22 protein-coding genes are annotated in these 21,873 nt (G+C 69.1%); 10 read left to right on the top strand and 12 right to left on the bottom strand.

Annotated elements, in window-relative coordinates:
- Nucleotides 1-39: 39 nt before the first annotated feature.
- A complete protein-coding gene (locus ACESK5_RS09970; protein ID WP_372911413.1) occupies nucleotides 40-1,782 on the top strand; it encodes an acyl-CoA carboxylase subunit beta in 1,743 nt (580 codons plus the stop codon).
- Between the two features lie 140 nt (nucleotides 1,783-1,922).
- Nucleotides 1,923-2,282, top strand: a complete 360-nt coding sequence (locus tag ACESK5_RS09975; protein WP_372911414.1) for a DUF5658 family protein — start codon at nucleotides 1,923-1,925, stop codon at nucleotides 2,280-2,282.
- Between the two features lie 22 nt (nucleotides 2,283-2,304).
- Here the strand turns inward: ACESK5_RS09975 and ACESK5_RS09980 are convergent, their stop codons facing one another.
- Nucleotides 2,305-2,793, bottom strand: coding sequence for a MaoC family dehydratase (locus tag ACESK5_RS09980; RefSeq protein ID WP_372911415.1), 489 nt, complete (start codon nucleotides 2,791-2,793; stop codon nucleotides 2,305-2,307).
- Nucleotides 2,794-2,898: 105 nt separating this feature from the next.
- Here ACESK5_RS09980 and ACESK5_RS09985 point away from each other — a divergent pair, with 105 nt between their 5' ends.
- Both ACESK5_RS09985 and ACESK5_RS09990 read left to right on the top strand, forming a co-directional pair.
- Nucleotides 2,899-3,768: a CoA ester lyase gene (locus ACESK5_RS09985; protein ID WP_372911416.1), complete on the top strand. Its 870-nt coding sequence runs from the start codon at nucleotides 2,899-2,901 to the stop codon at nucleotides 3,766-3,768.
- 108 nt (nucleotides 3,769-3,876) lie between these two features.
- Complete coding sequence (locus ACESK5_RS09990; protein WP_372911417.1) at nucleotides 3,877-5,133, top strand: Glu/Leu/Phe/Val dehydrogenase; 1,257 nt, start codon at nucleotides 3,877-3,879, stop codon at nucleotides 5,131-5,133.
- A gap of 110 nt (nucleotides 5,134-5,243) precedes the next feature.
- Here ACESK5_RS09990 and ACESK5_RS09995 read toward each other — a convergent pair whose 3' ends face one another.
- Nucleotides 5,244-5,954 carry a hypothetical protein gene (locus ACESK5_RS09995; RefSeq protein WP_372911418.1) on the bottom strand — a complete coding sequence of 237 codons (711 nt, stop codon included), beginning with the start codon at nucleotides 5,952-5,954 and terminating at the stop codon, nucleotides 5,244-5,246.
- Nucleotides 5,955-6,732: 778 nt separating this feature from the next.
- On the opposite strand from ACESK5_RS09995, the gene pyrB reads away from it, so the two are divergent.
- Entirely contained in the window at nucleotides 6,733-7,665 is a 933-nt protein-coding gene (pyrB, locus tag ACESK5_RS10000) for an aspartate carbamoyltransferase (RefSeq protein WP_372911419.1), read from the top strand.
- A complete protein-coding gene (pyrI, locus tag ACESK5_RS10005; protein WP_372911420.1) occupies nucleotides 7,662-8,123 on the top strand; it encodes an aspartate carbamoyltransferase regulatory subunit in 462 nt (153 codons plus the stop codon). The genes pyrB and pyrI overlap by 4 nt, the downstream gene beginning before the upstream one ends.
- A 27-nt stretch (nucleotides 8,124-8,150) precedes the next feature.
- Here the strand turns inward: pyrI and ACESK5_RS10010 are convergent, their stop codons facing one another.
- Complete coding sequence (locus tag ACESK5_RS10010; protein ID WP_372911421.1) at nucleotides 8,151-9,560, bottom strand: PAS domain-containing sensor histidine kinase; 1,410 nt, start codon at nucleotides 9,558-9,560, stop codon at nucleotides 8,151-8,153.
- Between the two features lie 408 nt (nucleotides 9,561-9,968).
- Between ACESK5_RS10010 and ACESK5_RS10015 the strand changes: the two genes are divergently transcribed.
- Entirely contained in the window at nucleotides 9,969-10,862 is an 894-nt protein-coding gene (locus ACESK5_RS10015; RefSeq protein ID WP_372911422.1) for a hypothetical protein, read from the top strand.
- 175 nt (nucleotides 10,863-11,037) lie between these two features.
- Here the strand turns inward: ACESK5_RS10015 and ACESK5_RS10020 are convergent, their stop codons facing one another.
- Both ACESK5_RS10020 and ACESK5_RS10025 read right to left on the bottom strand, forming a co-directional pair.
- Entirely contained in the window at nucleotides 11,038-11,547 is a 510-nt protein-coding gene (locus ACESK5_RS10020; RefSeq protein WP_372911423.1) for a hypothetical protein, read from the bottom strand.
- A 189-nt stretch (nucleotides 11,548-11,736) separates the two neighbouring features.
- Entirely contained in the window at nucleotides 11,737-12,666 is a 930-nt protein-coding gene (locus tag ACESK5_RS10025) for a PfkB family carbohydrate kinase (RefSeq protein ID WP_372911424.1), read from the bottom strand.
- A gap of 120 nt (nucleotides 12,667-12,786) precedes the next feature.
- On the opposite strand from ACESK5_RS10025, the gene ACESK5_RS10030 reads away from it, so the two are divergent.
- Nucleotides 12,787-13,740 (top strand): nucleoside hydrolase, encoded by a 954-nt coding sequence (locus ACESK5_RS10030; RefSeq protein WP_372911425.1) that lies wholly within the window; start codon nucleotides 12,787-12,789, stop codon nucleotides 13,738-13,740.
- A gap of 2 nt (nucleotides 13,741-13,742) precedes the next feature.
- On the opposite strand, the gene ACESK5_RS10035 is transcribed toward ACESK5_RS10030, so the two are convergent.
- On the bottom strand, nucleotides 13,743-14,480 hold the full coding sequence (locus ACESK5_RS10035) for a ThuA domain-containing protein (protein WP_372911426.1): 738 nt from the start codon (nucleotides 14,478-14,480) through the stop codon (nucleotides 13,743-13,745).
- A 98-nt stretch (nucleotides 14,481-14,578) separates the two neighbouring features.
- Here ACESK5_RS10035 and ACESK5_RS10040 point away from each other — a divergent pair, with 98 nt between their 5' ends.
- Both ACESK5_RS10040 and ACESK5_RS10045 read left to right on the top strand, forming a co-directional pair.
- Nucleotides 14,579-14,944 carry a hypothetical protein gene (locus tag ACESK5_RS10040; RefSeq protein ID WP_372911427.1) on the top strand — a complete coding sequence of 122 codons (366 nt, stop codon included), beginning with the start codon at nucleotides 14,579-14,581 and terminating at the stop codon, nucleotides 14,942-14,944.
- A gap of 44 nt (nucleotides 14,945-14,988) precedes the next feature.
- Entirely contained in the window at nucleotides 14,989-15,498 is a 510-nt protein-coding gene (locus ACESK5_RS10045; RefSeq protein WP_372911428.1) for a halocyanin domain-containing protein, read from the top strand.
- A 58-nt stretch (nucleotides 15,499-15,556) separates the two neighbouring features.
- Here the strand turns inward: ACESK5_RS10045 and menC are convergent, their stop codons facing one another.
- From menC to menD, 6 genes are all read right to left on the bottom strand, one after another.
- Nucleotides 15,557-16,633 carry an o-succinylbenzoate synthase gene (menC, locus tag ACESK5_RS10050; protein ID WP_372911429.1) on the bottom strand — a complete coding sequence of 359 codons (1,077 nt, stop codon included), beginning with the start codon at nucleotides 16,631-16,633 and terminating at the stop codon, nucleotides 15,557-15,559.
- 4 nt (nucleotides 16,634-16,637) lie between these two features.
- The gene (locus tag ACESK5_RS10055) at nucleotides 16,638-17,579 is read right to left on the bottom strand and encodes a 1,4-dihydroxy-2-naphthoate polyprenyltransferase (RefSeq protein ID WP_372911430.1); all 942 of its coding nucleotides are present in this window, start codon (nucleotides 17,577-17,579) and stop codon (nucleotides 16,638-16,640) included.
- Nucleotides 17,580-17,650: 71 nt separating this feature from the next.
- A complete protein-coding gene (locus tag ACESK5_RS10060) occupies nucleotides 17,651-17,797 on the bottom strand; it encodes a hypothetical protein (protein ID WP_372911431.1) in 147 nt (48 codons plus the stop codon).
- Between the two features lie 464 nt (nucleotides 17,798-18,261).
- Nucleotides 18,262-19,176, bottom strand: coding sequence for a 1,4-dihydroxy-2-naphthoyl-CoA synthase (locus ACESK5_RS10065; protein ID WP_372911432.1), 915 nt, complete (start codon nucleotides 19,174-19,176; stop codon nucleotides 18,262-18,264).
- Nucleotides 19,177-19,235: 59 nt separating this feature from the next.
- The gene (locus tag ACESK5_RS10070; protein WP_372911433.1) at nucleotides 19,236-19,685 is read right to left on the bottom strand and encodes a hypothetical protein; all 450 of its coding nucleotides are present in this window, start codon (nucleotides 19,683-19,685) and stop codon (nucleotides 19,236-19,238) included.
- A 113-nt stretch (nucleotides 19,686-19,798) separates the two neighbouring features.
- Nucleotides 19,799-21,547, bottom strand: coding sequence for a 2-succinyl-5-enolpyruvyl-6-hydroxy-3-cyclohexene-1-carboxylic-acid synthase (gene menD, locus ACESK5_RS10075; protein ID WP_372911434.1), 1,749 nt, complete (start codon nucleotides 21,545-21,547; stop codon nucleotides 19,799-19,801).
- Between the last annotated feature and the right edge of the window lie 326 nt (nucleotides 21,548-21,873).

Here is a 21,873-nt window from a genome sequence, read left to right on the forward strand (position 1 = left end):
GGGGCAAGACCTTTTTCGCTCCCGGGTGCAGGGTCGGTCATGAAGGTCCGAATCGGGCAGGGTGCGACGACGGAGGAAGCCCGCGCCATCGCGGCCGCGCTCGCCGAACATCTCGACGAGACGGTCGAGGTGGTCGTCGACGACGGCGAGGAGGTGCTCGCCAGCGCCGACCCACCGGAGCGGGAGTACCCGCTCGACGACGACCTGGGCCCCACCGGGCGTGAGAACCGCCTCCGCGAGGAGCTGGCGGACATCTACGAGGGCGGCCCCGAGAAGTACCGCGAGCGCCTGAGCGAACAGGGCAAACTGTTCGTCCGTGACCGTCTGGAGCTCTGGTTCGGCGACCTCACCTTCGAGGACGGCCGGTTCGCCAACTTCGACTCGTGGCACCCGGACGCGCCCGACATCGAGGAGGCGGACCCCGACATCCGCCTCCCCGCGGACGGCCTCCTCACGGGTGCCGCCGAGTTCGAGGGTCGGGACGTCCACTTCATGGCCAACGACTTCACCGTCAAGGCGGGGTCGATGGCGCGCCGCGGCGTCGAGAAGTTCCTCCGGATGCAGCAGCGCGCGCTCAAGAGCGGGAAGCCGGTCCTCTACCTGATGGACTCGTCGGGGGGGCGCATCGACGAGCAGACGGGCTTCTTCGCCAACCGCGAGGGCATCGGGAAGTACTACTACAACCACTCGATGCTCTCGGGCCGGGTCCCACAGATCTGTGTGCTCTACGGCCCCTGTATCGCGGGGGCGGCCTACACCCCGGTGTTCGCCGACTTCACCGTCATGGTCGAGGGGATGTCGGCGATGGCCATCGCGTCACCCCGGATGGTCGAGATGGTGACGGGCGAGGCCATCTCGATGGAGGAGCTCGGAGGCCCGGCGGTCCACGCCCGCCACTCGGGGAGCGCCGACCTCGTCGCCCGCGACGAGGAACATGCCCGGGAACTCGTCGCCCAGCTCGTCACGTACCTCCCGGACCACGCCGGCGAGAAGCCACCGCGCGCGGAGCCGACCCCCCCGAAATACTCTCCCGACGGCATCGACGAACTCATCCCCGAGTCGCCGAACCGCCCGTACGACGTCCACGACCTCCTCGACCGGGTCGTCGACGCAGAGTCGGTGCTGGAACTCAGACCCGACTACGGTCCCGAAATCGTCACCGCGCTCACTCGTATCGACGGCCGCCCGGTGGGGGTCGTCGCGAACCAGCCCACCCAGCGGTCGGGCGCCATCTTCCCCGACTCGGCCTCGAAGGCCGCGGAGTTCATCTGGACCTGCGACGCCTACGAGATCCCCCTCCTCTACCTGTGTGACACGCCGGGCTTCATGGCGGGCTCTGCCGTCGAGAAGGAGGGCATCCTCGAAGAGGGGAAGAAGTTCATCTACGCGACGTCCTCGGCGACGGTCCCGAAGCAGACAGTCGTCGTCCGGAAGGCGTACGGCGCCGGTATCTACGCGATGGGTGGCCCGGCGTACGACCCCGAGAGCGTTCTCGGCCTCCCCTCGGGCGAGGTGGCCATCATGGGTCCCGAGGCGGCAATCAACGCCGTCTACCGGAACAAACTCGACGCCATCGACGACGACGAGGAGCGAGCGAGACGCGAGGCCGAACTCCGCGAGGAGTACCGGCGCGACATCGCCGTTCACCGGATGGCGAGCGAGGTGGTCGTCGACGACGTGGTACCCCCGTCGGACCTCAGGGCCGAACTCGCCGCGCGCTTCGCCTTCTACGAGGACGTCGAGAAGTCCCTCCCGGAGAAGAAACACGGGACGGTCCTCTGAGCCACTCTCCCTCGGAAGCCGATTCGTAGCCTCGACATTTTATTTTAGCCACGTCGTAAGCGGGTTTAGTGCAACGTTTCAGCGGCGTAAGTGGTGGCTACTGAAGTACATGTCGTACGTCGAGACAGGACAGATACACGATGTCAAACGACCAGTTCAGGTCGACGAGCGCACAGGAGCAGTCGGCGCTGTCCGCCCGCGTTCGGTCGACGAACGCGTGGCTCTGGGCGTTCGTCGTGGTCGCACTGGTCCTCGACGTCGCGTTGACGTACTACGGCCTCGCCGCCGGCCTCGAAGAGGGCAACCCCGTCGCGCGAGCCCTTTTCTCTATGTTCGGCGTCGTCGAGTCGATGCTACTGATGAAGGGACTCGTCATCGCCGTCGCGCTGGTGGCGTACGCCTGGGTCCCGAAGCGGTACCGCCCCGTCGTCCCACTCGGCATCGCCCTCCCGTGGTTCGTCGCGGGCGTCATCAACGCGAGTCTCATCCTGCAACTGTAGAACGCCGTCTCGTCCTGCGGCGCTAGCCCTCGCTCACCGACTCGTCACCGTTCGTCCCTTCGACCACCGCCCGCTTCAGCGACAGCACCGTCCGGTCGAACGAACAGACGACGTCGTCGGACTGGTTGAACACCTCCACGTGCATCGTTACGACGCCGCGTTCCCCGTCCGACGTCTCCCGTTTGCTCGTCACCGTCGACACCGCCCGGAGGGTGTCGCCGTGGAACACTGGCTCCGGGTGGGAGACGTCGTCGTACGAGAGGTTCGCGACGATGGTCCCGTCCGTCGTCTCGGGAATCGTCAGGCCGACGCCGAGGCTCATCGTGTAGAGGCCGTTGACGACGCGCTCGCCGAACTGCGTCTCCGAGGCGAACGCGGCGTCGAGGTGGAGCGGTTGCTGGTTCATCGTCATGTCGCAGAAGCGCTGGTTGTCCGCCTCGGAGACGGTCCGGCGCTTCTCGTGTTCGATGCGGTCACCTTCCGCGAACTCCTCGTAGTAGCGGCCGACCATGGGCCGTCCACGACCGAGAGCGACAAAAGCACCCCGGCGGCCGCGACGTCGGTCCGTCGGACGGCGCGGGCCAACCTTCTTTGCGCCGCACGCTCCTCCCCCTGTATGACCCGCCGAAGCGTCCTCTTCTCGCCCGGCGACCGACCCGAACTCCTCCGCAAGGCGGTCACCACCGGGGCCGACACCGTCGTCTTCGACCTGGAAGACGCCGTCGCACCGCCGCGGAAGGACGAGGCACGGACGGCGGTCCGCGAGGTGCTCACCGACCCCGCCTTCGACCCCGACTGTGAGGTGTGCATCCGTGTCGGTGCGGTCGACGCGGACCTCGCGGCGCTCTTCGAGCGCGACGCTGGTGCCGACGCGTCCCCCCGACTCGACGCGCTGGTCGTCCCGAAGGTCGAGTCGGCCGCGGCGGTACGTCGCGTCGCAGAGGCCGTCGCCGCGCGCGGTGCGTCGCTGCCGCTTCTGGCACTCGTCGAGACGGCAGCGGGGGTGCTGAACGCCCCTGCCGTCGCCCGGGTCGACGCAGTCGACGCCCTCGTCTTCGGCGCGGAGGACTTCGCCGCGTCCGTCGGCGCGACTCGCACGTCCGACGGGGAGGAGGTGTCGTACGCCCGCCAGCGCGTCCTCGTCGCCGCCCGCGCGGCCGACATCGACGCCATCGACACGCTCTACACCGACTACGAGGACGACGAAGGGCTCCGGGCCGACACGGCGACGACGGTCCAGCTGGGCTACGACGGGAAACTCGCTATCCATCCCCGGCAGGTCACGGTCATCAACGAGGCGCTCACGCCCGCGGCGGACCGCGTCGAGTGGGCGCAGCGGGTCGTCGAGGCGAAGGAGACGGCCGACGCCGAGGGTCGGGGGGTGTTCAGCGTCGACGGGGAGATGATCGACGCGCCGCTCGTGGCGCAGGCGGAGCGGACGCTCGAACGGGCGCGGGCGGCGGGTCTCGACGTCGAGCGGGAGTGACGGGACCGGACGGCAGGAGTGGTCAGGTAGATATCATTATCTCCTTTAGGTATTGTGTATGATATATACTCCGTCACACTTATTCTCGCTGCCGGCGGTGGTTCGACCATGCCCGACGAGGCGAACCCGTTCGAGAGTCTCCAGGAACAGATCGACGACGCCGCCGCCTTCCTCGACGTGCCCGAGGACGTCGTGACGCGGTTCAAGTCGCCCGAACGCGTCCTCGAGGTGACGCTGACGGTCGAGATGGACGACGGGCGACTCGAGGGGTTCCAGGGCTTTCGCTCGCAGTTCAACGGTGACCGCGGGCCGTACAAGGGTGGCATCCGCTACCACCCGAACGTCTCCCGGGACGAGGTGAAGGCGCTCTCGGGGTGGATGGTGTACAAGTGCGCCGTCGTCGATATCCCGTACGGTGGGGGGAAGGGAGGCATCGTCATCGACCCCCGCGACTACTCCGAGTCCGAACTGGAGCGAGTGACACGGGCGTTCGCGAAGGAACTCCGGCCCTTCATCGGCCCGGACCGAGACATCCCGGCTCCCGACGTCAACACCGGCCAGCGGGAGATGAACTGGATCAAAGACACCTACGAGAAACTGGAGAACACCACCGCACCGGGCGTCATCACGGGGAAGTCCATCGACAACGGGGGGAGTGAGGGTCGCGTCGAGGCGACCGGCCGGTCGGTGATGCTCGCCGCGCGCGAGGCGTTCTCGTACCTCGGGAAGGACCTCTCCGGCGCGACTGTCGCCATCCAGGGGTACGGGAACGCGGGGTCGGTCGCCGCGAAACTCCTCGAAGACCAGGGGGCGAACGTCGTCGCCGTCTCCGACTCCTCGGGCGCGGTGTTCCACCCCGACGGCCTCGACGCCCGCGCCGTCAAGGCGTTCAAGCGAGAGACGGGTTCCGTCACCGGGTACGGCGACGCCGAGGAGGAACGCTCGAACGAAGAACTGCTCACGATGGACGTCGACCTCCTCGTCCCGGCGGCCCTCGAGAACGCCATCGACACCGAAATCGCCTCCCACCTCGAAGCCGACGTCGTCGTCGAGGCGGCGAACGGGCCGGTGACGCCCGACGCGGACGACATCCTCACCGGAAAGGAGGTGACGGTCGTCCCGGACATCCTCGCGAACGCGGGCGGCGTCACCGTCTCGTACTTCGAGTGGGTTCAGAACCGCCAGCGGTTCGCCTGGACCGAAGAGCGCGTCAACGACGAACTCGAACGGGTCGTCGTCGACGCCTTCGACCGCCTCGTGGAGGCGTACGAGGAGAAGGGCCTACCGAACTTCCGAACCGCCGCGTACGTCGTCGCCATCCAGCGGGTCGCGGACGCGTTCGAAAGCGCCGGTAGCTGGCCGTAAGCACCCCACGTCGCAGACCCCTGACGTCCCGAACGACCGCCCGTCAGTGCGTCGGCGGCGTGACCGTGGTTCCGTTCTCCGCTCCGTCACGACCCGGGTGACCCCGGGGTTCAGTCGGCCGTCCCGCCGTACCCGAAGTCGCCGTACCCCTGTTCGCCGTAGTCGTCGTCGGAGATGGGGGTCGGTGTGGGAGTCGGCGTCGGTGTCGGCTCCGGGGTGGGAGTAGGTGTCGCCGGCGCGGTTCCCTGCACCGAGAGTTCGTACCCACCGGTCGGCTTGTCACTGGCGAGACGAACGAAGTACGTCCCCGTCGTCGGGACGGGGTCGAGGCCGAGCGAGACGGGTTTCTTGTTCGGAACCTGCACGGCGTCGAGTCGCGTCCCGTCGGGACCGTACAGTCCGAAGCGCGACTTCGACCGGTTGGAGTCTCGAACCAGCGTCAGGTCGAGCGACCCCTCCGCGGTCAGTTCGACGGCGTACCAGTCGTTGTCGCCTGCGGCGAGCGTCCCTCTGACGGACGCCCCGAGCGAGACGGCGTCTGCGGTCGCCTGCGAGCCGTTCGGTTCGGACTCCTCGACGCTGGACGAGAGCGCTGCGAACGACGTGCCCGCCACGGCGCCCGGAAGCGCCACCTGCGCGCGTCGCATCGGCGTCCCGCCGTACCCGAACTCGGGCGCGGCTGGCAGGGGAGCGGTTCCAGTACAGCCAGCCACCGACCCGCCGGCGACGACGGCCGCCCCCGTCAGTTTCAGAAACGATCGTCGACCGAGCCCAGTCCGTTCGGGCGTCCGCTGGTCTTTCGGTGCTGTTTCGCGTGCCATTACGCCGAGTTCCGGATACCGGGAGATAACGTTCCCTCTCAAATTATCCCCAGTGATATCTAACCGGTGTTGTCGGAGTGGACGCCTTCGAAGTCTACTCAGGTGAAAGATTCAGCACTCGGGCAGAGTATCCTCGGTGATTCTATAACCGCACCGTCTACCCCGCGGACTGGTCCCCAGAGACGGGCATCGGAATCGACTCGCTCCCCGCCTCGGACGTTCGTGCGAACGACAGGGACGTTGCTCGGCGGAGAACCTCGCCGCTGTCGTCACACACTACCGGAACCGTACACGGGGAGACGTAACCGGACTCAGTCCGACGCCCCGCCGTATCCACGTGCCCCGTATTCGACGTCGCCGTACGGTTTCGCGGGGGCTGCGCGTGCCTCCTCAGACGAGAGCGCGACCGGCCCAAGGACTGACAACACGGCGCCGCTTGATTTCAAAAACGTTCGTCGGTGAAGCCGTCCGCACGACGATGCGTCCGACTCGTGGTCTCGCCGCAACTCGCGTGCCATCACTCTACCTCGTCGCGTCCTGAGACTTAATTCCCCGCTAAATAATTCCTGAACAAAAGTGTAACTCGATAAACTATAGTCTCTGTGACAATGCACCGAACGTGATAATATCGGAAAACCGTGAGGGACGTTTCCATGCACCCCCCGTGCCGAGTCATCGTTCTCTCGCCGACGGGACCGCTCGAATCGAACTGACATGGGTGCGAGTGGTCGACCGTCGGTCGGGAGATTCAAGCATCTTCCCCGTCCGGGATACACTGATGCGTCACGACCACCTCATTTCTGCCGCGCAACTGTCCCGGGACGACATCGAGGCGGTGTTGGACCGCGCCGCCGAGATCGCCGACGACCCGGCGACCGTCCGCGAACGTCACGCCGGCACGGTGCTCGCGCTCTGTTTCTTCGAGCCGAGCACGCGGACGAAGATGAGCTTCGACACGGCGATGAAGCGCCTCGGTGGGGAGACTATCGACATGGGCTCGGTCGAGTCCTCCTCGGTGAAGAAGGGCGAGTCCCTCGCCGACACCGTCCGCGTCATCGAGGGGTACGCCGACGCCCTCGTCCTCCGGCACCCCTCGGAGGGGTCGGCCAAGATGGCCTCGGAGTTCGTCGACGTCCCTCTGGTCAACGCGGGTGACGGCGCGGGTCAACACCCCTCCCAGACGCTCCTCGACCTCTACACCATCCGCGAGAACGCCGGTCTCGACGACATCACCGTCGGCATCATGGGTGACCTCAAGTACGGCCGGACGGTCCACTCGCTGTCGATGGCGCTGACGAACTTCGACGTGCGCCAGCACTTCGTCTCACCCGAGTCGCTCCGCCTCCCACGGAGCGTCCGGTACGACCTCCACGAGGCCGGCGCCCAGGTCCGCGAACACGAGGAACTCGAAGGCATTCTCCCCGAACTCGACGTCCTCTACGTGACCCGTATCCAGCGCGAGCGGTTCCCCGACGAGCGCGAGTATCGCGAAGTCGCTGGCGAGTACCAGATCGACGCCGGAACCCTCGCGGAGGCGAAGGAGTCGCTGACGGTGATGCATCCCCTCCCGCGGGTCGACGAGATAGACCCAGCGGTCGACGAGACGCCGCACGCACAGTACTTCGAGCAGGCACACAACGGTGTCCCCGTGCGGATGGCGCTGCTCGATGCGCTCCTCGGCGGGGGGAGAGATGGGGGTGAAGACCGATGAGCAGCCACGAACTCCGCGTCTCGAAGATCAGAAACGGCACCGTCATCGACCACGTCGCCGCCGGACAGGCACTGAACGTCCTCACCATCCTCGGCATCGACGGCAGCGGCGGCGAGTCCGTCTCCGTCGGGATGAACGTCCCCTCGGGGAGACTCGGCCGCAAGGACATCGTGAAGGTCGAAGACCGCGAACTCAGCCCCTCGGAGGTCGACGTCCTCTCGCTCATCGCGCCCGAGGCGACCATCAACATCGTCCGCGACTACGAGGTGGTGGAGAAGAACCGCGTCGAGCGACCGGAACGGGTCGTCGGCGTGCTCTCGTGTCCGAACCACAACTGTATCACGAACGGTGGCGAACCCGTCGCCTCGAAGTTCACCGTCCTCTCCGACGGCCTCCGCTGTGAGTACTGCGGCACGTTCATCCGCGAGTCGTTCGCCGACCACATCGACGGCTCCTGAGCGGGAGGGTGGGTCCGCGGACCCACCTCACGTCGACTTCCGGCCGCGGCTCACGTCGGTGCCGCCGTCCACACGGTCGGCGACGCCGTGCACCTCGAACCGGGCCCCACCAGAGGGGTCCGTCGTCACCTCGATGCGCCACCCGTGCATCTCCGCCAGTTCGCGGACGATACCGAGTCCGTAGCCCGTCCCGTCGCTCGCGGTGGTGAACCCGGTCCGGAAGACGGTCTCGCGGAGTTCGGCCGGGACGCCGGGACCGTCGTCGGCGACGAAGAACCCGTCGTGGAGGTCGCCGACGCGGACGGTCGAGGCGGCACCGGCGTGTTCGACACAGTTCCGGAAGAGGTTCTCGAGGAGTCGCTGGAGGCGTTTCGGGTCCGCCACGACCCTGGCTCGCGTGTCCACCACGAGGAGCGCGTCACGCGTCTCGACGGCGTCCCACGCGCTCCGGACGACGCTGGCCAGCGGGACCGTCGACACGTCGAGCGTCGCCCCTCGCGAGGAGTTGCGCACCTCGTCGATGAGGTCGTTCATCCGGTCGAGGGCCCGGGCGACGCGCCGGAGGTCGTCGCTGTCGTGGCGCTCGCGGTGGTGGTCGAGGAAGCCGGTGGCGACGCTGAGTGGGTTCCGCAGGTCGTGCGTCAGGACGCGGCCGAAGGCGTCCAGTTCCTCGTTCTCCTTGGCGAGTCGTTCGGTGACCTGCCGGGAGCAGGTGACGTCGCGAGCGACGCCGCTGAAGCCGACCACCCGGCCGTCCTCGTCTTCGAGCGGACGACCGGTGAGTTCGAACCGGACCCGCCCGACGTCCGTCTCGGCTTCGGCCTCGACGACGACTTCGTTCCCGGCCAGCGCCTCGGCGGCCGCGCTCCGGACCCGTTCGCGCGAGGACTCGACGAAGAACGTCTCGGGCAGGATGCCGGCGAGTTCGACGTCCGAGAGCCCGAACACCTCGTTGAGACGGTCGTTCCACCGGACGAGTCGCCCGTCGGCGTCGTAGACGTAGAAGACGTCGTCGAGCGCGTCGAGCGCGTCGACGAGGAGGTTCCGGTCCCGGTCGACGCGCTGGGCGTCCCGCCGCTGCGCGACGAGATACCGGAGACAGCGGGCGAACGCCTCGTCCCACCCGTCGTCGGTCGGCACCGGCACGACCGACCGACGGGCTCCCGTCCCGTCGTCGAGGGCCCGCACGACGGCGTCCGCGTCGGGTCCGACGACGACGGCGTGGGCCACACCCTCGTCCTGGACGGCCGCGCGCGCCTCGCTCACCGTCTCGGCCCGGACGAGTCTGGCACCGTCGTCGGGCGAGTCACCACCGACCTCGCTCAGCGCCGCGACGAGGTCGCTCCATCCGTCGACGTCACGGTCGCTCGACACGACGACGACGATGGTCTGCTGTGCAGTGACCGGGTCTGGTGAGCGGGGGTCTGTGGGGGACATGGCGGGCCACGACAGCGGCGTCGCTATCGGTCGACCGAGGTTGCATCGGCGGCGAGATAATCGTTTGGTCCCGGGAATCATCGGTGAAAGCCGCCGGGCGGGCCAGCAGCCGCCGAAACCACTTTGTAACTCCTCAGTGAACGTACTCGTATGTCCGGAAAAGCGAAACTCGTCCTCGTCGTCGCGCTCGTCGCAATCGTCTACTTCGTCGTCTCCTCCGGCGGCGAACCGGTCGAGGTACCGGCCGAGTAACCAGTCGCAGCACCGCACACGACCAGCACCTCCCGTCGTCCGCGACGGGGGACCGACTCCTTCTCGACGTCGACGTGCTCGACGACGTACACCGACTGTGTCGGCCGTCCCCTCTCGAAGGAAAACCGTTACCCGCTGGCAGTCCGTCGTCCGCCTATGTACGGCGTCGTCACGCGGAACGCGGAGGAGGTCGAGTGGAGCGACTTCGACCTCGGGTTCTACGAGGTCAAGGACGTCACGGGCCGGGCCGCCGCCCCACTCCCGAACGCGGTGAACATGGTCTCGTGCTTCGGCGACAACGCCGCCGCCGACGAGAACCCCGACCTCGTCCCCGTCGACGACGAGGGGAACCTCGCCACGAGAGACCGGACGTACTTCGACTGGGCGTACGTCTGTCCGACGAACGAGCGCTACCGGGCGGGCCTGCTCGAAATCGTCGACGACTGTGCCGCCGAGAACGACGACGTCCGCCTCGACGACGTCGGCTTTCCCCGCGCGGAGTTCTGTCACTGCGAGCGCTGTGAGCGACTCTTCGAGGAGTGGACGGAGCGACGGTCCCCCGACGAGTCGAGCGAGCGTCGCCGGGGAGACAGAGACCACGACGACTGGTTCGACTGGCGCGCCTCGGTCGTCACCGACTTCGTCGCCGACGCGAGCGCGCGGATTCCGGGGCGGACCTACCTGACGCTCTACCCCGACCCCTATCCGGATCACCTGTACGAACGGGCCGGTCTCGACGTCGAGGCCCTGAGCGAGTACGTCGACGAGTTCGTCGTCCCGCTCTACGACACCCACTACGGGACGACCTACTGGCTGGAGACCATCGCGAAGGGCTTCCAGACCCGACTGGCCGACCTCGACGTCGACTGCTCTCTCGAACTGTACGCCGTCAACGTCGACGTCGACGACCTCATCCACGCGACGGAAGTCGCCGACGCGTACGCGAAGGACGTGCTGTTCGGCTACGACGCGAGCAACGCCGCCGCGGCGCTCCGGCGGATGCGCGCGGACGCCGAGGAGGGACGGACGTTCGGGCCGGACGACCTATAGGCCGGAGAGGAACCAGATGACCGCGATGCCCAGAATCGTCATGACGACGGCGAACGTGAACAGGCCGACCATCAGCCGTTTCTGACCCTTGGTTGCTTCTGCCATACCGGTGGCAGGGGGGCGACACGCTTAGGCGCACCGTCTCTCGACGTCCCGTGGCCCTCGACGCCCCCGCTCACGCGACGAGTTCGCGCACCTCGACTGCGACGTACTCCCCCTCCCACTCGACGTACCGCTCGTCGTCGAGCTGGGTGGCCAGTGCCTCGGGACCCGGTGGGACCGGCTCTCCCCAGGAGACCTGCCCCCGTTCGAGGACGGTCCGGAACGTCTCCTCCACCGCCGCCGACAGCGCCGTGGGGTCGAGGTGGGTGACGACGCGCTCGTCGACCACCGTCTCGAACTCCTCGTCGGACGCCGCGACGGCCGTCGCCGTGTCCTGGTAGTCGCGTTCGGTGACGGTGTTCTCGCCGAGGCGGTCGACCCGGTAGTAGTAGTCGCCGAGCGAGAGGTACGTCGTCTCGGCGGAGCGGAGACGCGACGACTCGCGGGCGTCCGCGTCTGAGAACCCCGAGAGCGGTCGGGCGACGTCGCTGGTGATTGCCGAGCGCGTGGTGGGGACGGCCTCGATGGTGAGTCGCCGTCCGCTCCCGGTCCCGGTTCCGGTTCCGGGCGCCGAACGGTCCATCTCTCGACGTGTCTCCGTGGGTGTCGCCGTCGGGACGTCCGTCTCGGGGTGTTCCGGGGAGACACCCTGTCTGTACACCCGGCGACGAGACCGGTCAGCACGACGAGGACGTGCCGGCGGCGGAGGGTAGTGGAGGGCATCGTCTCGCCGATGGCTCGCCGAGCGACAAACGTCTTCTGCCCGCCCCGCTCACCGCCGCGCGTCGACCGTCTCCGCCTCGGGGACGGCCGGCTGGACACCTTCGGACTCGGTCGAGAGCGCCGCTGCCGTCACCGCGCGCTCGACGGCCGTCCGCAGGTCGCCACCGGTCGCGAGCGTCGCCGCGAGGTAGCCCGTGAAGACGTCACCCGCGCCGGTGGTGTCGACGGGGTCGACCGTCGGCGGCGCCACCTCGAACGACTCCGCCCCGGCGACACTGACCAGGTCGGGGCCGTGCGTGACGACGAGCGTCCCCCCGAACGCCGTGAGGTCGGCCTCGAGGTGGGCGAACTCGGTCGCGTTCGGGACGACGACGTCGACGGCCTCGTGCGTGACGAGCGGTTCGGCACCCACCGCCGGCGCGGGATCGACGACGACGGTGGGACCGTCGGGGTCGGACGCGAGTCGGTCGAGGAGCCAGACGACACCCTCGGTCGGAATCTCGTTCTGCAGGAGGAGCACCGAGGCCTGTTCGAGGATATCCAGTCGCGACTCGACGTACTCGCGGCCGACGGCCGCGTTGGCACCGGAGAGGATGGTGATGCGGTTCTCCGCGGACTCGTCGACGACGACGTACGCGGACCCGGTCGGCCCGTCGACGGAGACCACCTCGGAGACGTCGACACCTCGGTCGCGGATGCCGTCGCGGACGCCGTACTCGGCCGCGTCGTCGCCGACACAGCCGAGCAGCGCCGTCTCGGCACCACCGAGCGCGGCCGCGACGGCCTGGTTCGCCCCCTTCCCACCCAGCGACACCTCGGTCAGCCGGTCCCGGAGGTCCATCGGAACCGACTCGACGGCCACCGTCTCTCCGGGGGCCGGCAGCCAGTCGTACTGCCCTTCGAGCGTCGCGACCACGTCGTCGGAGAGGTAGCCGACGTGGTCGACGTTGACGCTCCCGAGACTCACCACCTCGTGCATAGCGACCTCTCGGCACCTCCGGTAAAAGCCAGTTGGGAAACCGTCCCAGAGACGTCACCGCGCTGATCTGTTCTCAGGACGGTTCGCAGGCGCTTTCACGCTCCCCCGGCGAGGGGAGGTATGAGCCGACGGGTCATCGTCGACACGGACACCGCGGGCGACGACACGCAGGCGCTCGTCCTGTCACTCCTCTCAGAGCGCGTGACGGTCGACGCCGTGACGGTCGTCGCGGGCAACGTCGAGTTCGAGTACGAGGTCGAGAACGCCAAGTACACGCTCGACCTGCTGGGACGCGACGACGTCCCGGTCTACGAGGGAGCGCGCTCGCCGCTCCTCAAGGAGTGGGAGTACGCCGACCAGGTCCACGGCGAGGGTGGACTCGGCGGCGACCTCTTCCCGGACACCGGCATCGACTCGGCCGACGGCCACGCCGTCGACGCCATCGTCGAGCGCGCCCGCGACGCACCGGGCGAGGTGTCGCTGCTCTGTATCGGGCCGCTCACGAACGTCGCCCTCGCCCTCGCGCGCGAACCCGCGCTCCCGGACCTCCTCGACGAGGTGGTCGTGATGGGTGGTGCGGTGGGCACGTTCGGCAACGACACCCCCGCGGCGGAGTACAACTTCTGGGTCGACCCCGACGCCGCCAAGCGGGTGGTCCGTGACCTCGACGTCACCGTCGTCGACTGGGGCCTCACGCTCCGGGACGGCTTCTTCGGTCCCGAGGCGTTCGAGCGCGTCTCGGAACTGGACACCCCCACGGCCGAGTTCTTCGAGACCATCACCGACCACCACCGGGCCTTCTCGCGCGAGCGGAACGGCACCGACGGCGTCACCCTCCCCGACTCGCTGGCGGCGGCCTGTCTGGTCGCCCCCGAAATCGTCGCGGAGCAGTCGCGCTACTACGTCGACGTCGACGAACGGGAGGGGATGACCCGCGGGTACAGCCTCGTCGACGTCGACGGCGTGCTGGACGAGGAACCGAACGCGACTGTCGTCGAGTCGGTCGATTCGGAGCAGTTCGTCGAGATGGTCCACGCGACGCTCGCCGGCGACGCGCCCGAGTCGGCGCTCTGAGGCTACTCGCCGGCGACGTCCGCGTCCTCAGCGGGGTCTGACCGCTCGAAACGCGGCGTCGGCCCGTCGGTCGGCGCGGCCCACTCGACGGCGTTCGCGAGTACCTGCAGGACCTCCTCCTGGTAGTAGATGGGGTAGGTCTCGTGCCCCGGCCGGAAGTAGAAGACCCGACCCTTCCCGCGCGTGTAACAGCACCCGCTCCGGAACACCTCGCCCCCCTCGAACCAGGAGGTGAAGACGAGTTCGTCCGGCGCGGGGACGTCGAACCGCTCGCCGTACATCTCCGCCCGCGGGACGACGAACGACTCGTCGAGGCCGGCGGCGATGGGGTGGCCGGGTTCGATGGTCCAGACGCGCTCGCGCTCGCCCGCTTCCCGCCACTTGAGCGCGCACGAGGTGCCCATCAGCCGCCTGAAGGGCTTCGAGTAGTGGCCCGAGTGGAGAACGAGCAGACCCATCCCGTCTCGCACCCGGTCGCAGACCCGCGCGACGACGTCGTCGCGGACCTCGTCGTGGGCCCGGTGGCCCCACCAGGTGAGGACGTCCGTCTCCTCGAGGACGGCGGGAGTGAGGCCGTGGTCCGGGTCGTCGAGCGTCGCCGTCTGCGTCTCGAACCCCCGCTCGGAGAGGCCGTCGGCGATGGCTGCGTGGATGCCGTCGGGGTACACCTCCCGGACCTCGTCGGACGCGCGTTCGTGTCGGTACTCGTTCCAGACGGTGACTCTCGTCTCTCGCGACATCGTGCTACCGGGGCCGTCGTCGCCGGGGGGCATGAACGTGTTGCGTGGGAGGCTGTGAGCGACGAACCATTCAACTCCGTCCACACCAACCCCCGGGTGTGTTCGACCCCGACCCAGTCCGCCACCCGGACGACGAACCCGACCGGGACGAGCGTGGACCGTGGCTCCGTCTCCTCGCCGTCTCTGCGGTCGTGTGGGTCGCCCTCGCGCTCGTCGAGTGGCGACTCCTCTCGGAGGGAACATTCCTGTGGGCGACGGCCAAGAGCCTCTACACGCTCGTGCTCGCCCCGCTCGCGGCCGCGGCGCTGCTCCAGGACACGCGCGCGCTCGGCGTCGACGGCGTCGAGGTCGGCCCGCTCAAGTGGGCGTACGCGGCCGTCGCGCTGTTCTTCCCGCCCGTCAGCGGCCTCTACGTATACCACCGGCGGGTCCTCGTGGGCCGCGGGTCTCCGTCGCCGGACTGACCGAAAACAGTCCCCATAAGTCGACTGAGCGCGACGATTCCACGATGACCGAACGAACGGTGTCGGCGACGCGTCGACGGTTCCTCCGTGTGGGCGCGCTCGCCGGTGTGGCGAGCGTCGCCGGCTGTTCCGGTGGCGGTGGGAGCGGCGGGAGCGAGAGCGACGAGAGCGGCGAGAGCGGCGGTGGCGGTGGTGGTAGCGGCGACTCCTCGGCGTACGAGGCGTGGCTCGACGACGCCCCGAACTACGACGGTACCGCGACCGACCGAACCGGACAGGAGACGGTGACGGTCACCGTCGGCGGGGGGAACGGACTCATCTACGAACCGGCCGCCGTGGAAGTCTCCCCGGGGACCACCGTCGTCTGGGAGTGGACCGGCCGCGGCGGACAGCACAACGTCAGAGAGGAGAGTGGCGCGTTCGAGTCCGAACTCGCCTCCACCGAGGGGACGACCTACGAGCGGACGTTCGACGCTCCGGGTGTCGTCCGCTACTACTGCGTCCCACACCAAGCCGTCGGGATGAAGGGTGTCGTCGACGTCGTCGAGGGGTGACCAGTCGACGTCCTCGCGGACTCCTCACCCGACTCCTCGCGGACTCCTCGCGGACTCCTCACCCGACGTCGAGCGACGCGAACGCCTCGCCCGCGAGTCCCGGCCCGGCGGGCACCGTCATCGCTCCATCAACGACCGGCGCGGGGTCAGCCGCGAGGTCCTCCCCCAGCAGGTGACCCGTCGCGAGTCCACAGGCCGGCGGGTCGCCGAGGGCGGCGGCGACGTGCAGCGCACCGGTCCGCGCGACGACGGCGTCGATCGTCGTCGTCACGACGCTGTCGACGCCCGCCTCCCGCGCCTGTTCGGCGACGGCGAGCGTCCGGCCGGGTCCGCCGAGCGCCATCGGCTTCAGCACGAGCACGTCCGCGGCCCCGGCGGCGAGTACGTCGTCGACGGCGTTGTCCGCGAGCGTCTCGTCGAGTGCGACGTCGACTGACACCGCCTCGCGGAGCGCGGCGTGCCCCGCGACGTTCTCGGCGGGGAGCGGCTGTTCGACGTACGCCAGGTCGGCGTCGTGGTTGGCGGTGTCCGTGACGAACCGGACCGCCTCGTCGAGCGCCCACGCGCCGTTGGCGTCGACGCGCAGGGTCACGTCCGGGGCCGCCCCGCGGGCGGCGACGACCCGTTCGACGTCCCGGTCGACCCCGCCGACGCCGACCTTCAGCTTCACGCAGTCGTAGCCTGACGCGACGGCCGCGTCGACAGCCTCGGCCGTCTCCCGTTCGCCGCCGTCGCCCACCGTCGCGTTGACGGGGACGGTGTCGGCGATTCGCTCGTCGGGGCCCGCGAGGAAGCGCGCGAGCGACACGTCGCCCGCCCGAGCGCGTGCGTCGAACAGCGCGAGCGAGACGGCGTGGCGGGCGGCCGGCGCGTCGTCGAGCGCGTTCGCGGAGAGCGCCGGTCCGAGGCCGTCGACGAGGCCGAGTGCGCGGCGGCAGTCGTCGTACGACTCGGTCCACCCGGGGAGCGGAGTGGCCTCGCCGACTCCCGGCGTCCCGCCGACCCGCCCGCGGACGACGAACCCCCGTCTGGTCTCGATGTCGCCGCGAGCGGTCGACAGCGGCCGTTCGAGCGGGACCTCGAAGGGGGTTACCGCGACGGTCACCGTCGCCTCCACGGGTGAGCGTGCATCCACACCCTCACAGCGCGAACCCGACCGCCGCGAGGACGGCGTACAGCGCGAGCGTCTTGCCGGTCTGTTCGAGCGCGGGGTTCAGCGCGTCGCCGGACTCCTCGGTGAGCACCGTCCGGGTGACGAGGACGGCGAGCGGGAGCGACAGGAGCGGTGCCAGGGCGGGGAGGCCGAACGACGGCAGCGAAAACAGGACGACCGGCACGGCGTACGCCAGCACGAAGAGCGCGACGTACTGCACGCGAGCGAAGCGCGGCCCGAACCGGACGACGAGCGTCCGCTTCCCCGTCCGGGCGTCCTCGTGTCTGTCCCGGAGGTTGTTGACGACGAGGATGTTCGTCGAGATGGCGGCGATGGGGAGCGAGGCCACGACGGCCGCCGTCGTGACCGTCCCCGGCGGGAGCCACAGCGGGAACGCGCCGCCCAGTACCGCGGCGGCCTGCACGTAGTACGTCCCGACGACGGCGACGAGGCCGAAGAAGACGAAGACGAACACGTCGCCGAGGCCGTGGTAGCCGAGCGGGTAGGGTCCGCCGGTGTAGGCGATGCCCGAGAGGACCGAGAGGAGGCCGACGACGAGGATGGGGACGCCACCGACGTACACCAGGTAGGTGCCGACGACGACGGCGACGAGGAACGTGAGGTACATGGCGCGTTTTACCTCCGAGGCGGAGATGAGCCCCGAGGCGGTCACGCGCGTGAATCCCTCTCTGGCCTCGGTGTCGGCGCCCTGGACGGCGTCGTAGTAGTCGTTCGCGAAGTTGGTCCCGACCTGGATGAGCGCCGCACCGAGGAGCGAGAAGAGTGCGGGCAGGGCGGCGAAGACGCCGTCGTGGACCGCCAGTCCCGTCCCGACGACGACGGGGGCGACGGCCGCGGGGAGCGTCTGCGGCCGGGCGGCCATCACCCACGCCCTCGTCCGGGAGACGTCGGTCGAAGTCGCGCTCATTGGTGCCGACTGAGGACGCGAGAAGCCTAAACCCCCCGTTTCGTGCGGACGTTCGGGGCCGCTCGCGGCGACTACGTCCGCCCGCGCCGTCTCGCCACCTCCGCGATCCCCTCGTTCGGGGCACACCCGGGGCAGGCGTGTATCTCGCCGAACGCGTCCGCGAAGACGCGGGCGAACCGGTCCGAGACGTGTCGTCGGCAGTGGTCACAGGTGGGCATGGTCTGCTCGGGCGGGGGCCGCGTGGGGTCTCCCTCCTCCCCAGTAGTGTGGGTCACCGTGTCGGTAGATGAACGATTTCCAGGTTCTCACCCAATTTCGAACCGAATCTCACGATTCACGGCCAGTGTACCGTGACGTCGGGGCACCGAGACCGGGCCAGTGCTGAACGTGACCGGGTCCCGAGTCACCCCGTGGAGCGCGACGGCGTTCGGTCGTCGGGGCGCTGAAGCCGCGAGCCTCCCCGGCCGATTCCTTCGTTCGCTGGGCTCGGTCGGTCGTCCCTCGCGTGTCAGCCCGGCACGGAGGCCAGGCCCGTCGCGCTACCAGAGGCCGAGCAATCGACCGGCGGGTCTCCACCGACCGACCGCGAGGAGAGCGCACGCGGGCCTCGTGGTGGTTTCTGGCCGAGTTTTCTGCGAGGAGAGGCGCGCCGGAGGCGCACCCGACGAACTAAAGAGGTCGTCTAGTAGTGCCAGGGGAACTGCCGGAACTCGGGGTCGCGCTTCTCCAAGAAGGCGTCCCGTCCCTCTTCGGCCTCGTCGGTCATGTACGCCAACCGCGTTGCCTCGCCCGCAAACACCTGCTGGCCGACCATCCCGTCGGTGTCGAGGTTGAACGCGTACTTGAGCATCCGAATCGCCGTCGGCGACTTCCTGGTGATCTCGTCGGCCCACTCGAGCGCCGTCGTCTCCAGGTCTACGTGGTCGACCACCGCGTTCACCATCCCCATCTCTTCGGCCTCGTCCGCGTCGTAGTCGCGGCCGAGGAAGAAGATCTCCCGCGCCTTCTTCTGGCCGACCTGGTGGGCGAGATACGCGGAGCCGAACCCGCCGTCGAAGGAGGCGACGTCTGCGTCGGTCTGTTTGAACACGGCGTGTTCGCGCGAGGCGAGCGTGAGGTCACAGACCACGTGCAGCGAGTGGCCGCCGCCGACGGCCCACCCCGGCACCACGGCGATGACGGGTTTCGGCATGAACCGGATGAGCCGCTGAACCTCGAGGATGTGGAGGCGGCCGACGCGCGGGGTGTCCTCGCTCTCGCCCTCGCCCCGGCCTTGGTCGTCGCCGTCGTACTCGTACCCCGACTTCCCCCTGATGGCCTGGTCGCCGCCCGAGGAGAACGCCCACCCGCCGTCCGTCTCGGACGGACCGTTACCGGTGAGGAGCACACAGCCCACCTCGGGGTCCTGGCGGGCATCGTCCAGCGCGACGTACAGTTCGTCGACCGTCCGCGGCCGGAAGGCGTTTCGGACCTCGGGGCGGTCGAACGCGATGCGGACGGCCGGGACGTCGACGCCCCGGTGGTAGGTGACATCGGTGAACTCCGCCGCGACGTCTACGGGTTCCCAGCGGTCCGCGTCGAATAGCTCTGAGACCATACGCGGAGGGCGGGTCGGGCGCGCAAAAAGATTCGTGTGTGTCGAGTGTGCCGTTCCGATCACCGGCCGACTGCGGTGACGACCGGTGCGAACCCCGCCGCGCCGACGGCACCGACGACGCTGGCGAGACCCAGTGCCGACAGCGGTGCGCCGGGGACGCCGAGGACGACTCCCGGGGCGACGACGCCGGCGAGGAGGACGGCGTTGAAGTAGAGCAGTCGCCCGACGGTGAGACGCGTGCTCGACCCGGGCCACTCCGCACCGACGGCGAGGCTCCGCCGCATGACCGCCGCGGCGACGACGATGAAGCCCGTCGCGGTGGCGATGGTGCGGGCGCTCAGCGTCGCGCTGTTGAACAGCACGACGAACAACAGCGCCGGGATGCCGAAGACGACGAGCTCCGCGGTGGCGTCGAAGAGCCGCTCGAGCCACGTCCCGATGGCGTCGTTCCCCGTCCGACGGCGGAGCTGACGTTCCTCGGTCTCGGGGTCCGTTCCGCGCGAGGCCATGTTCGGGACCAGGGTAACCACGCGGATAACGGTGTTGCACCCGTCTCGCCCCCGTGATACTCGTCCGTGTGCGGTGTCGTCCGCGCGGGCCCGTGCCGACGGCGTGACCCCGGCTACGCGAGCCGGTCGACCACGCGCTCTTTCAGCCGGTCCCGCACCTGGTGGCTCGCCTCGGCGTCCGTCTCGACTTCGACGACGTGGGTCCCCTCGCTCGACACGGCGTCGGCGTAGACGTCGCCGAACGCGTCCGCGTCGACGCGGGCGAACGAGAGGTCGTACAGGTCCTCGGTCGGGGCGAAGTCCAGGCCGTGGGGAGTCACGAACTGCTCGGTGAACGGCGGCTCGAAGTCGGCGATGGGGAGCATGTGGAAGATGCCGCCGCCATCGTTGTTCACCACGACGATGGTCGCGTCGACGTCACATCGGGCGAGCGCGGCCAGCCCGTTCATGTCGTGGTAGTACGCGAGGTCCCCCGTCACCAGCGTCAGCGGGTCGGTCGTCGCGCTGCCCGCGCCGAGCGCCGTCGAGACGACGCCGTCGATGCCCGAGGCGCCGCGGTTGCCCAGCACGGTGAGCGACTTCGGGAGCGGCCGGCCGAACCGGTCCAGGTCGCGGACGGGCATCGAGTTCGACACGAACAGCGTCGAGGGGTCCGGCGTCTCCTCGACAACCGTCGCGAGGAGTCGGCCCTCGCAGAACGACGGGGACGAGTCGAACTCCTCGAAGTGCGCCTCGTCGGCGTCGAGCCACCGTCGCTTCCACTCGTCCCTCCCCGACCCGCGGCCGAGCGTCTGCGCGAGGCGCCACGCCAGGGTCGAGGGGTCGGCGACGACGAGGTCCGTCGCCGTGAACTCCGCCTCGCGCCACCCCGCCGCGGGGTCGACGAGGAACTGTCTCGCGCCCGTCCGGGCGAGATACTTCCGGAGCGGCTTCGAGGTGGGCGAGGCGCCGATTCGGAGGACGACGTCGGGGTCGGGCCACGTTCGCGTCACCGACTCGTCGAGGAAGCCGTCGTAGCCGCCGACGACGGGCGTCGTCCGGACGTGACCGCCGTACCTGAGTCCCGAGAGCGGGTCCGCCAGCACGGGGAAGCTCGTCGCATGCGCCAGCGCGGCGACGGACTCGCCGTCGACCCCCGACGCGTCCGCGGGGCCGGCGACGACGAGTCCGCGCTCGGTGTCGAGGGCGCTCGCGAGCGTCCGGAGGTCCTCTTGGCCCAGTTCCGCAACGCCGGCCGACGTCCGGACGAACGGCGTGTCGTCGTCGCGCCCCTCGCGGGCGAGTGCGGACAGCGTGTCAGGCACGTCGCCCTCGACGGCCGTCGGTTCGAGCGGTTTGCGGAACGGGAAGTTGAGGTGGACCGGGCCCGCGGGCGCCCCCCTCGCCTTCGCCACCGCCCGGGCAGCTGTCGTCCGCAGCGAGCGGAGTTTCCGGTCGGTCGCCTCGGGTTCGGCGACGTCACGGTACCACCGGACCGAGGAGCCGAACAGTTTCTCCTGGTCGATGGTCTGGTTCGCACCCGAGTCCCTGATTTCGGGCGGGCGGTCCGCCGTGAGCAGGAGGAGTGGGACGCGCGCCTGTGACGCCTCGATGACGGCGGGGTGGAAGTTGGCCGCCGCGGTCCCCGAGGTACAGACGAGGGGGGTCACCTCGCCGGTCCGACGGGCGCGGCCGAGTGCGAAGAACGCCGAGGAGCGCTCGTCGAGGTGAGAGAAGACGTGGACGTCCTCGTGACGGTCGAACGCGACGGTGAGTGGTGTCGAGCGACTCCCCGGCGTGATGCAGACGGCAGAGACGCCGCCCCGTACGAGTTCGTCGACGAACGCCTCGGCCCAGAGCGTGTTCCGGTTCGGCGCGGTCATCGTCACCCCTTCGGAGAGGGCGTCAATACGCCTGTGGGTTCGCGGCGGGCGCGACAGCCGCGACGAGAGCGACGTCGTCTCTAGTGTTCATAATACACATATTTCGTCTACTAGCTAACATTTTTGCGACGATGAGGGGAATGATAGCACGAGCCATGAACGAGTCGGGTGAATCCCTGGACGTTCTGACAGCAGTGTCGCGCCTCGACGACGCGTCGATGACGCTCCGGACCCGGACGCCGGTGTGTGGCGCGCGAACGACCGTCATCGACCGGCTTGGTTCGCTCCGGGCCGCCGGTGCCATCGAGGAGTTCGAGGTGCTGACC

The organism is Salinigranum sp. (assembly GCF_041641895.1).
GTDB lineage: Archaea > Halobacteriota > Halobacteria > Halobacteriales > Haloferacaceae > Salinigranum.

What these genes read in the sequence shown, in the direction of transcription:
- ACESK5_RS09970 (WP_372911413.1), top strand. Translation starts at nt 40, where the DNA reads ATGAAGGTCCGAATCGGGCAGGGTGCGACGACGGAGGAAGCCCGCGCC.
- ACESK5_RS09975 (WP_372911414.1), top strand. Translation starts at nt 1,923, where the DNA reads ATGTCAAACGACCAGTTCAGGTCGACGAGCGCACAGGAGCAGTCGGCG.
- ACESK5_RS09980 (WP_372911415.1), bottom strand. Translation starts at nt 2,793, where the DNA reads ATGGTCGGCCGCTACTACGAGGAGTTCGCGGAAGGTGACCGCATCGAA.
- ACESK5_RS09985 (WP_372911416.1), top strand. Translation starts at nt 2,899, where the DNA reads ATGACCCGCCGAAGCGTCCTCTTCTCGCCCGGCGACCGACCCGAACTC.
- ACESK5_RS09990 (WP_372911417.1), top strand. Translation starts at nt 3,877, where the DNA reads ATGCCCGACGAGGCGAACCCGTTCGAGAGTCTCCAGGAACAGATCGAC.
- ACESK5_RS09995 (WP_372911418.1), bottom strand. Translation starts at nt 5,954, where the DNA reads ATGGCACGCGAAACAGCACCGAAAGACCAGCGGACGCCCGAACGGACT.
- pyrB (WP_372911419.1), top strand. Translation starts at nt 6,733, where the DNA reads ATGCGTCACGACCACCTCATTTCTGCCGCGCAACTGTCCCGGGACGAC.
- pyrI (WP_372911420.1), top strand. Translation starts at nt 7,662, where the DNA reads ATGAGCAGCCACGAACTCCGCGTCTCGAAGATCAGAAACGGCACCGTC.
- ACESK5_RS10010 (WP_372911421.1), bottom strand. Translation starts at nt 9,560, where the DNA reads ATGTCCCCCACAGACCCCCGCTCACCAGACCCGGTCACTGCACAGCAG.
- ACESK5_RS10015 (WP_372911422.1), top strand. Translation starts at nt 9,969, where the DNA reads ATGTACGGCGTCGTCACGCGGAACGCGGAGGAGGTCGAGTGGAGCGAC.
- ACESK5_RS10020 (WP_372911423.1), bottom strand. Translation starts at nt 11,547, where the DNA reads ATGGACCGTTCGGCGCCCGGAACCGGAACCGGGACCGGGAGCGGACGG.
- ACESK5_RS10025 (WP_372911424.1), bottom strand. Translation starts at nt 12,666, where the DNA reads ATGCACGAGGTGGTGAGTCTCGGGAGCGTCAACGTCGACCACGTCGGC.
- ACESK5_RS10030 (WP_372911425.1), top strand. Translation starts at nt 12,787, where the DNA reads ATGAGCCGACGGGTCATCGTCGACACGGACACCGCGGGCGACGACACG.
- ACESK5_RS10035 (WP_372911426.1), bottom strand. Translation starts at nt 14,480, where the DNA reads ATGTCGCGAGAGACGAGAGTCACCGTCTGGAACGAGTACCGACACGAA.
- ACESK5_RS10045 (WP_372911428.1), top strand. Translation starts at nt 14,989, where the DNA reads ATGACCGAACGAACGGTGTCGGCGACGCGTCGACGGTTCCTCCGTGTG.
- ACESK5_RS10055 (WP_372911430.1), bottom strand. Translation starts at nt 17,579, where the DNA reads ATGAGCGCGACTTCGACCGACGTCTCCCGGACGAGGGCGTGGGTGATG.
- ACESK5_RS10060 (WP_372911431.1), bottom strand. Translation starts at nt 17,797, where the DNA reads ATGCCCACCTGTGACCACTGCCGACGACACGTCTCGGACCGGTTCGCC.
- ACESK5_RS10065 (WP_372911432.1), bottom strand. Translation starts at nt 19,176, where the DNA reads ATGGTCTCAGAGCTATTCGACGCGGACCGCTGGGAACCCGTAGACGTC.
- ACESK5_RS10070 (WP_372911433.1), bottom strand. Translation starts at nt 19,685, where the DNA reads ATGGCCTCGCGCGGAACGGACCCCGAGACCGAGGAACGTCAGCTCCGC.
- menD (WP_372911434.1), bottom strand. Translation starts at nt 21,547, where the DNA reads ATGACCGCGCCGAACCGGAACACGCTCTGGGCCGAGGCGTTCGTCGAC.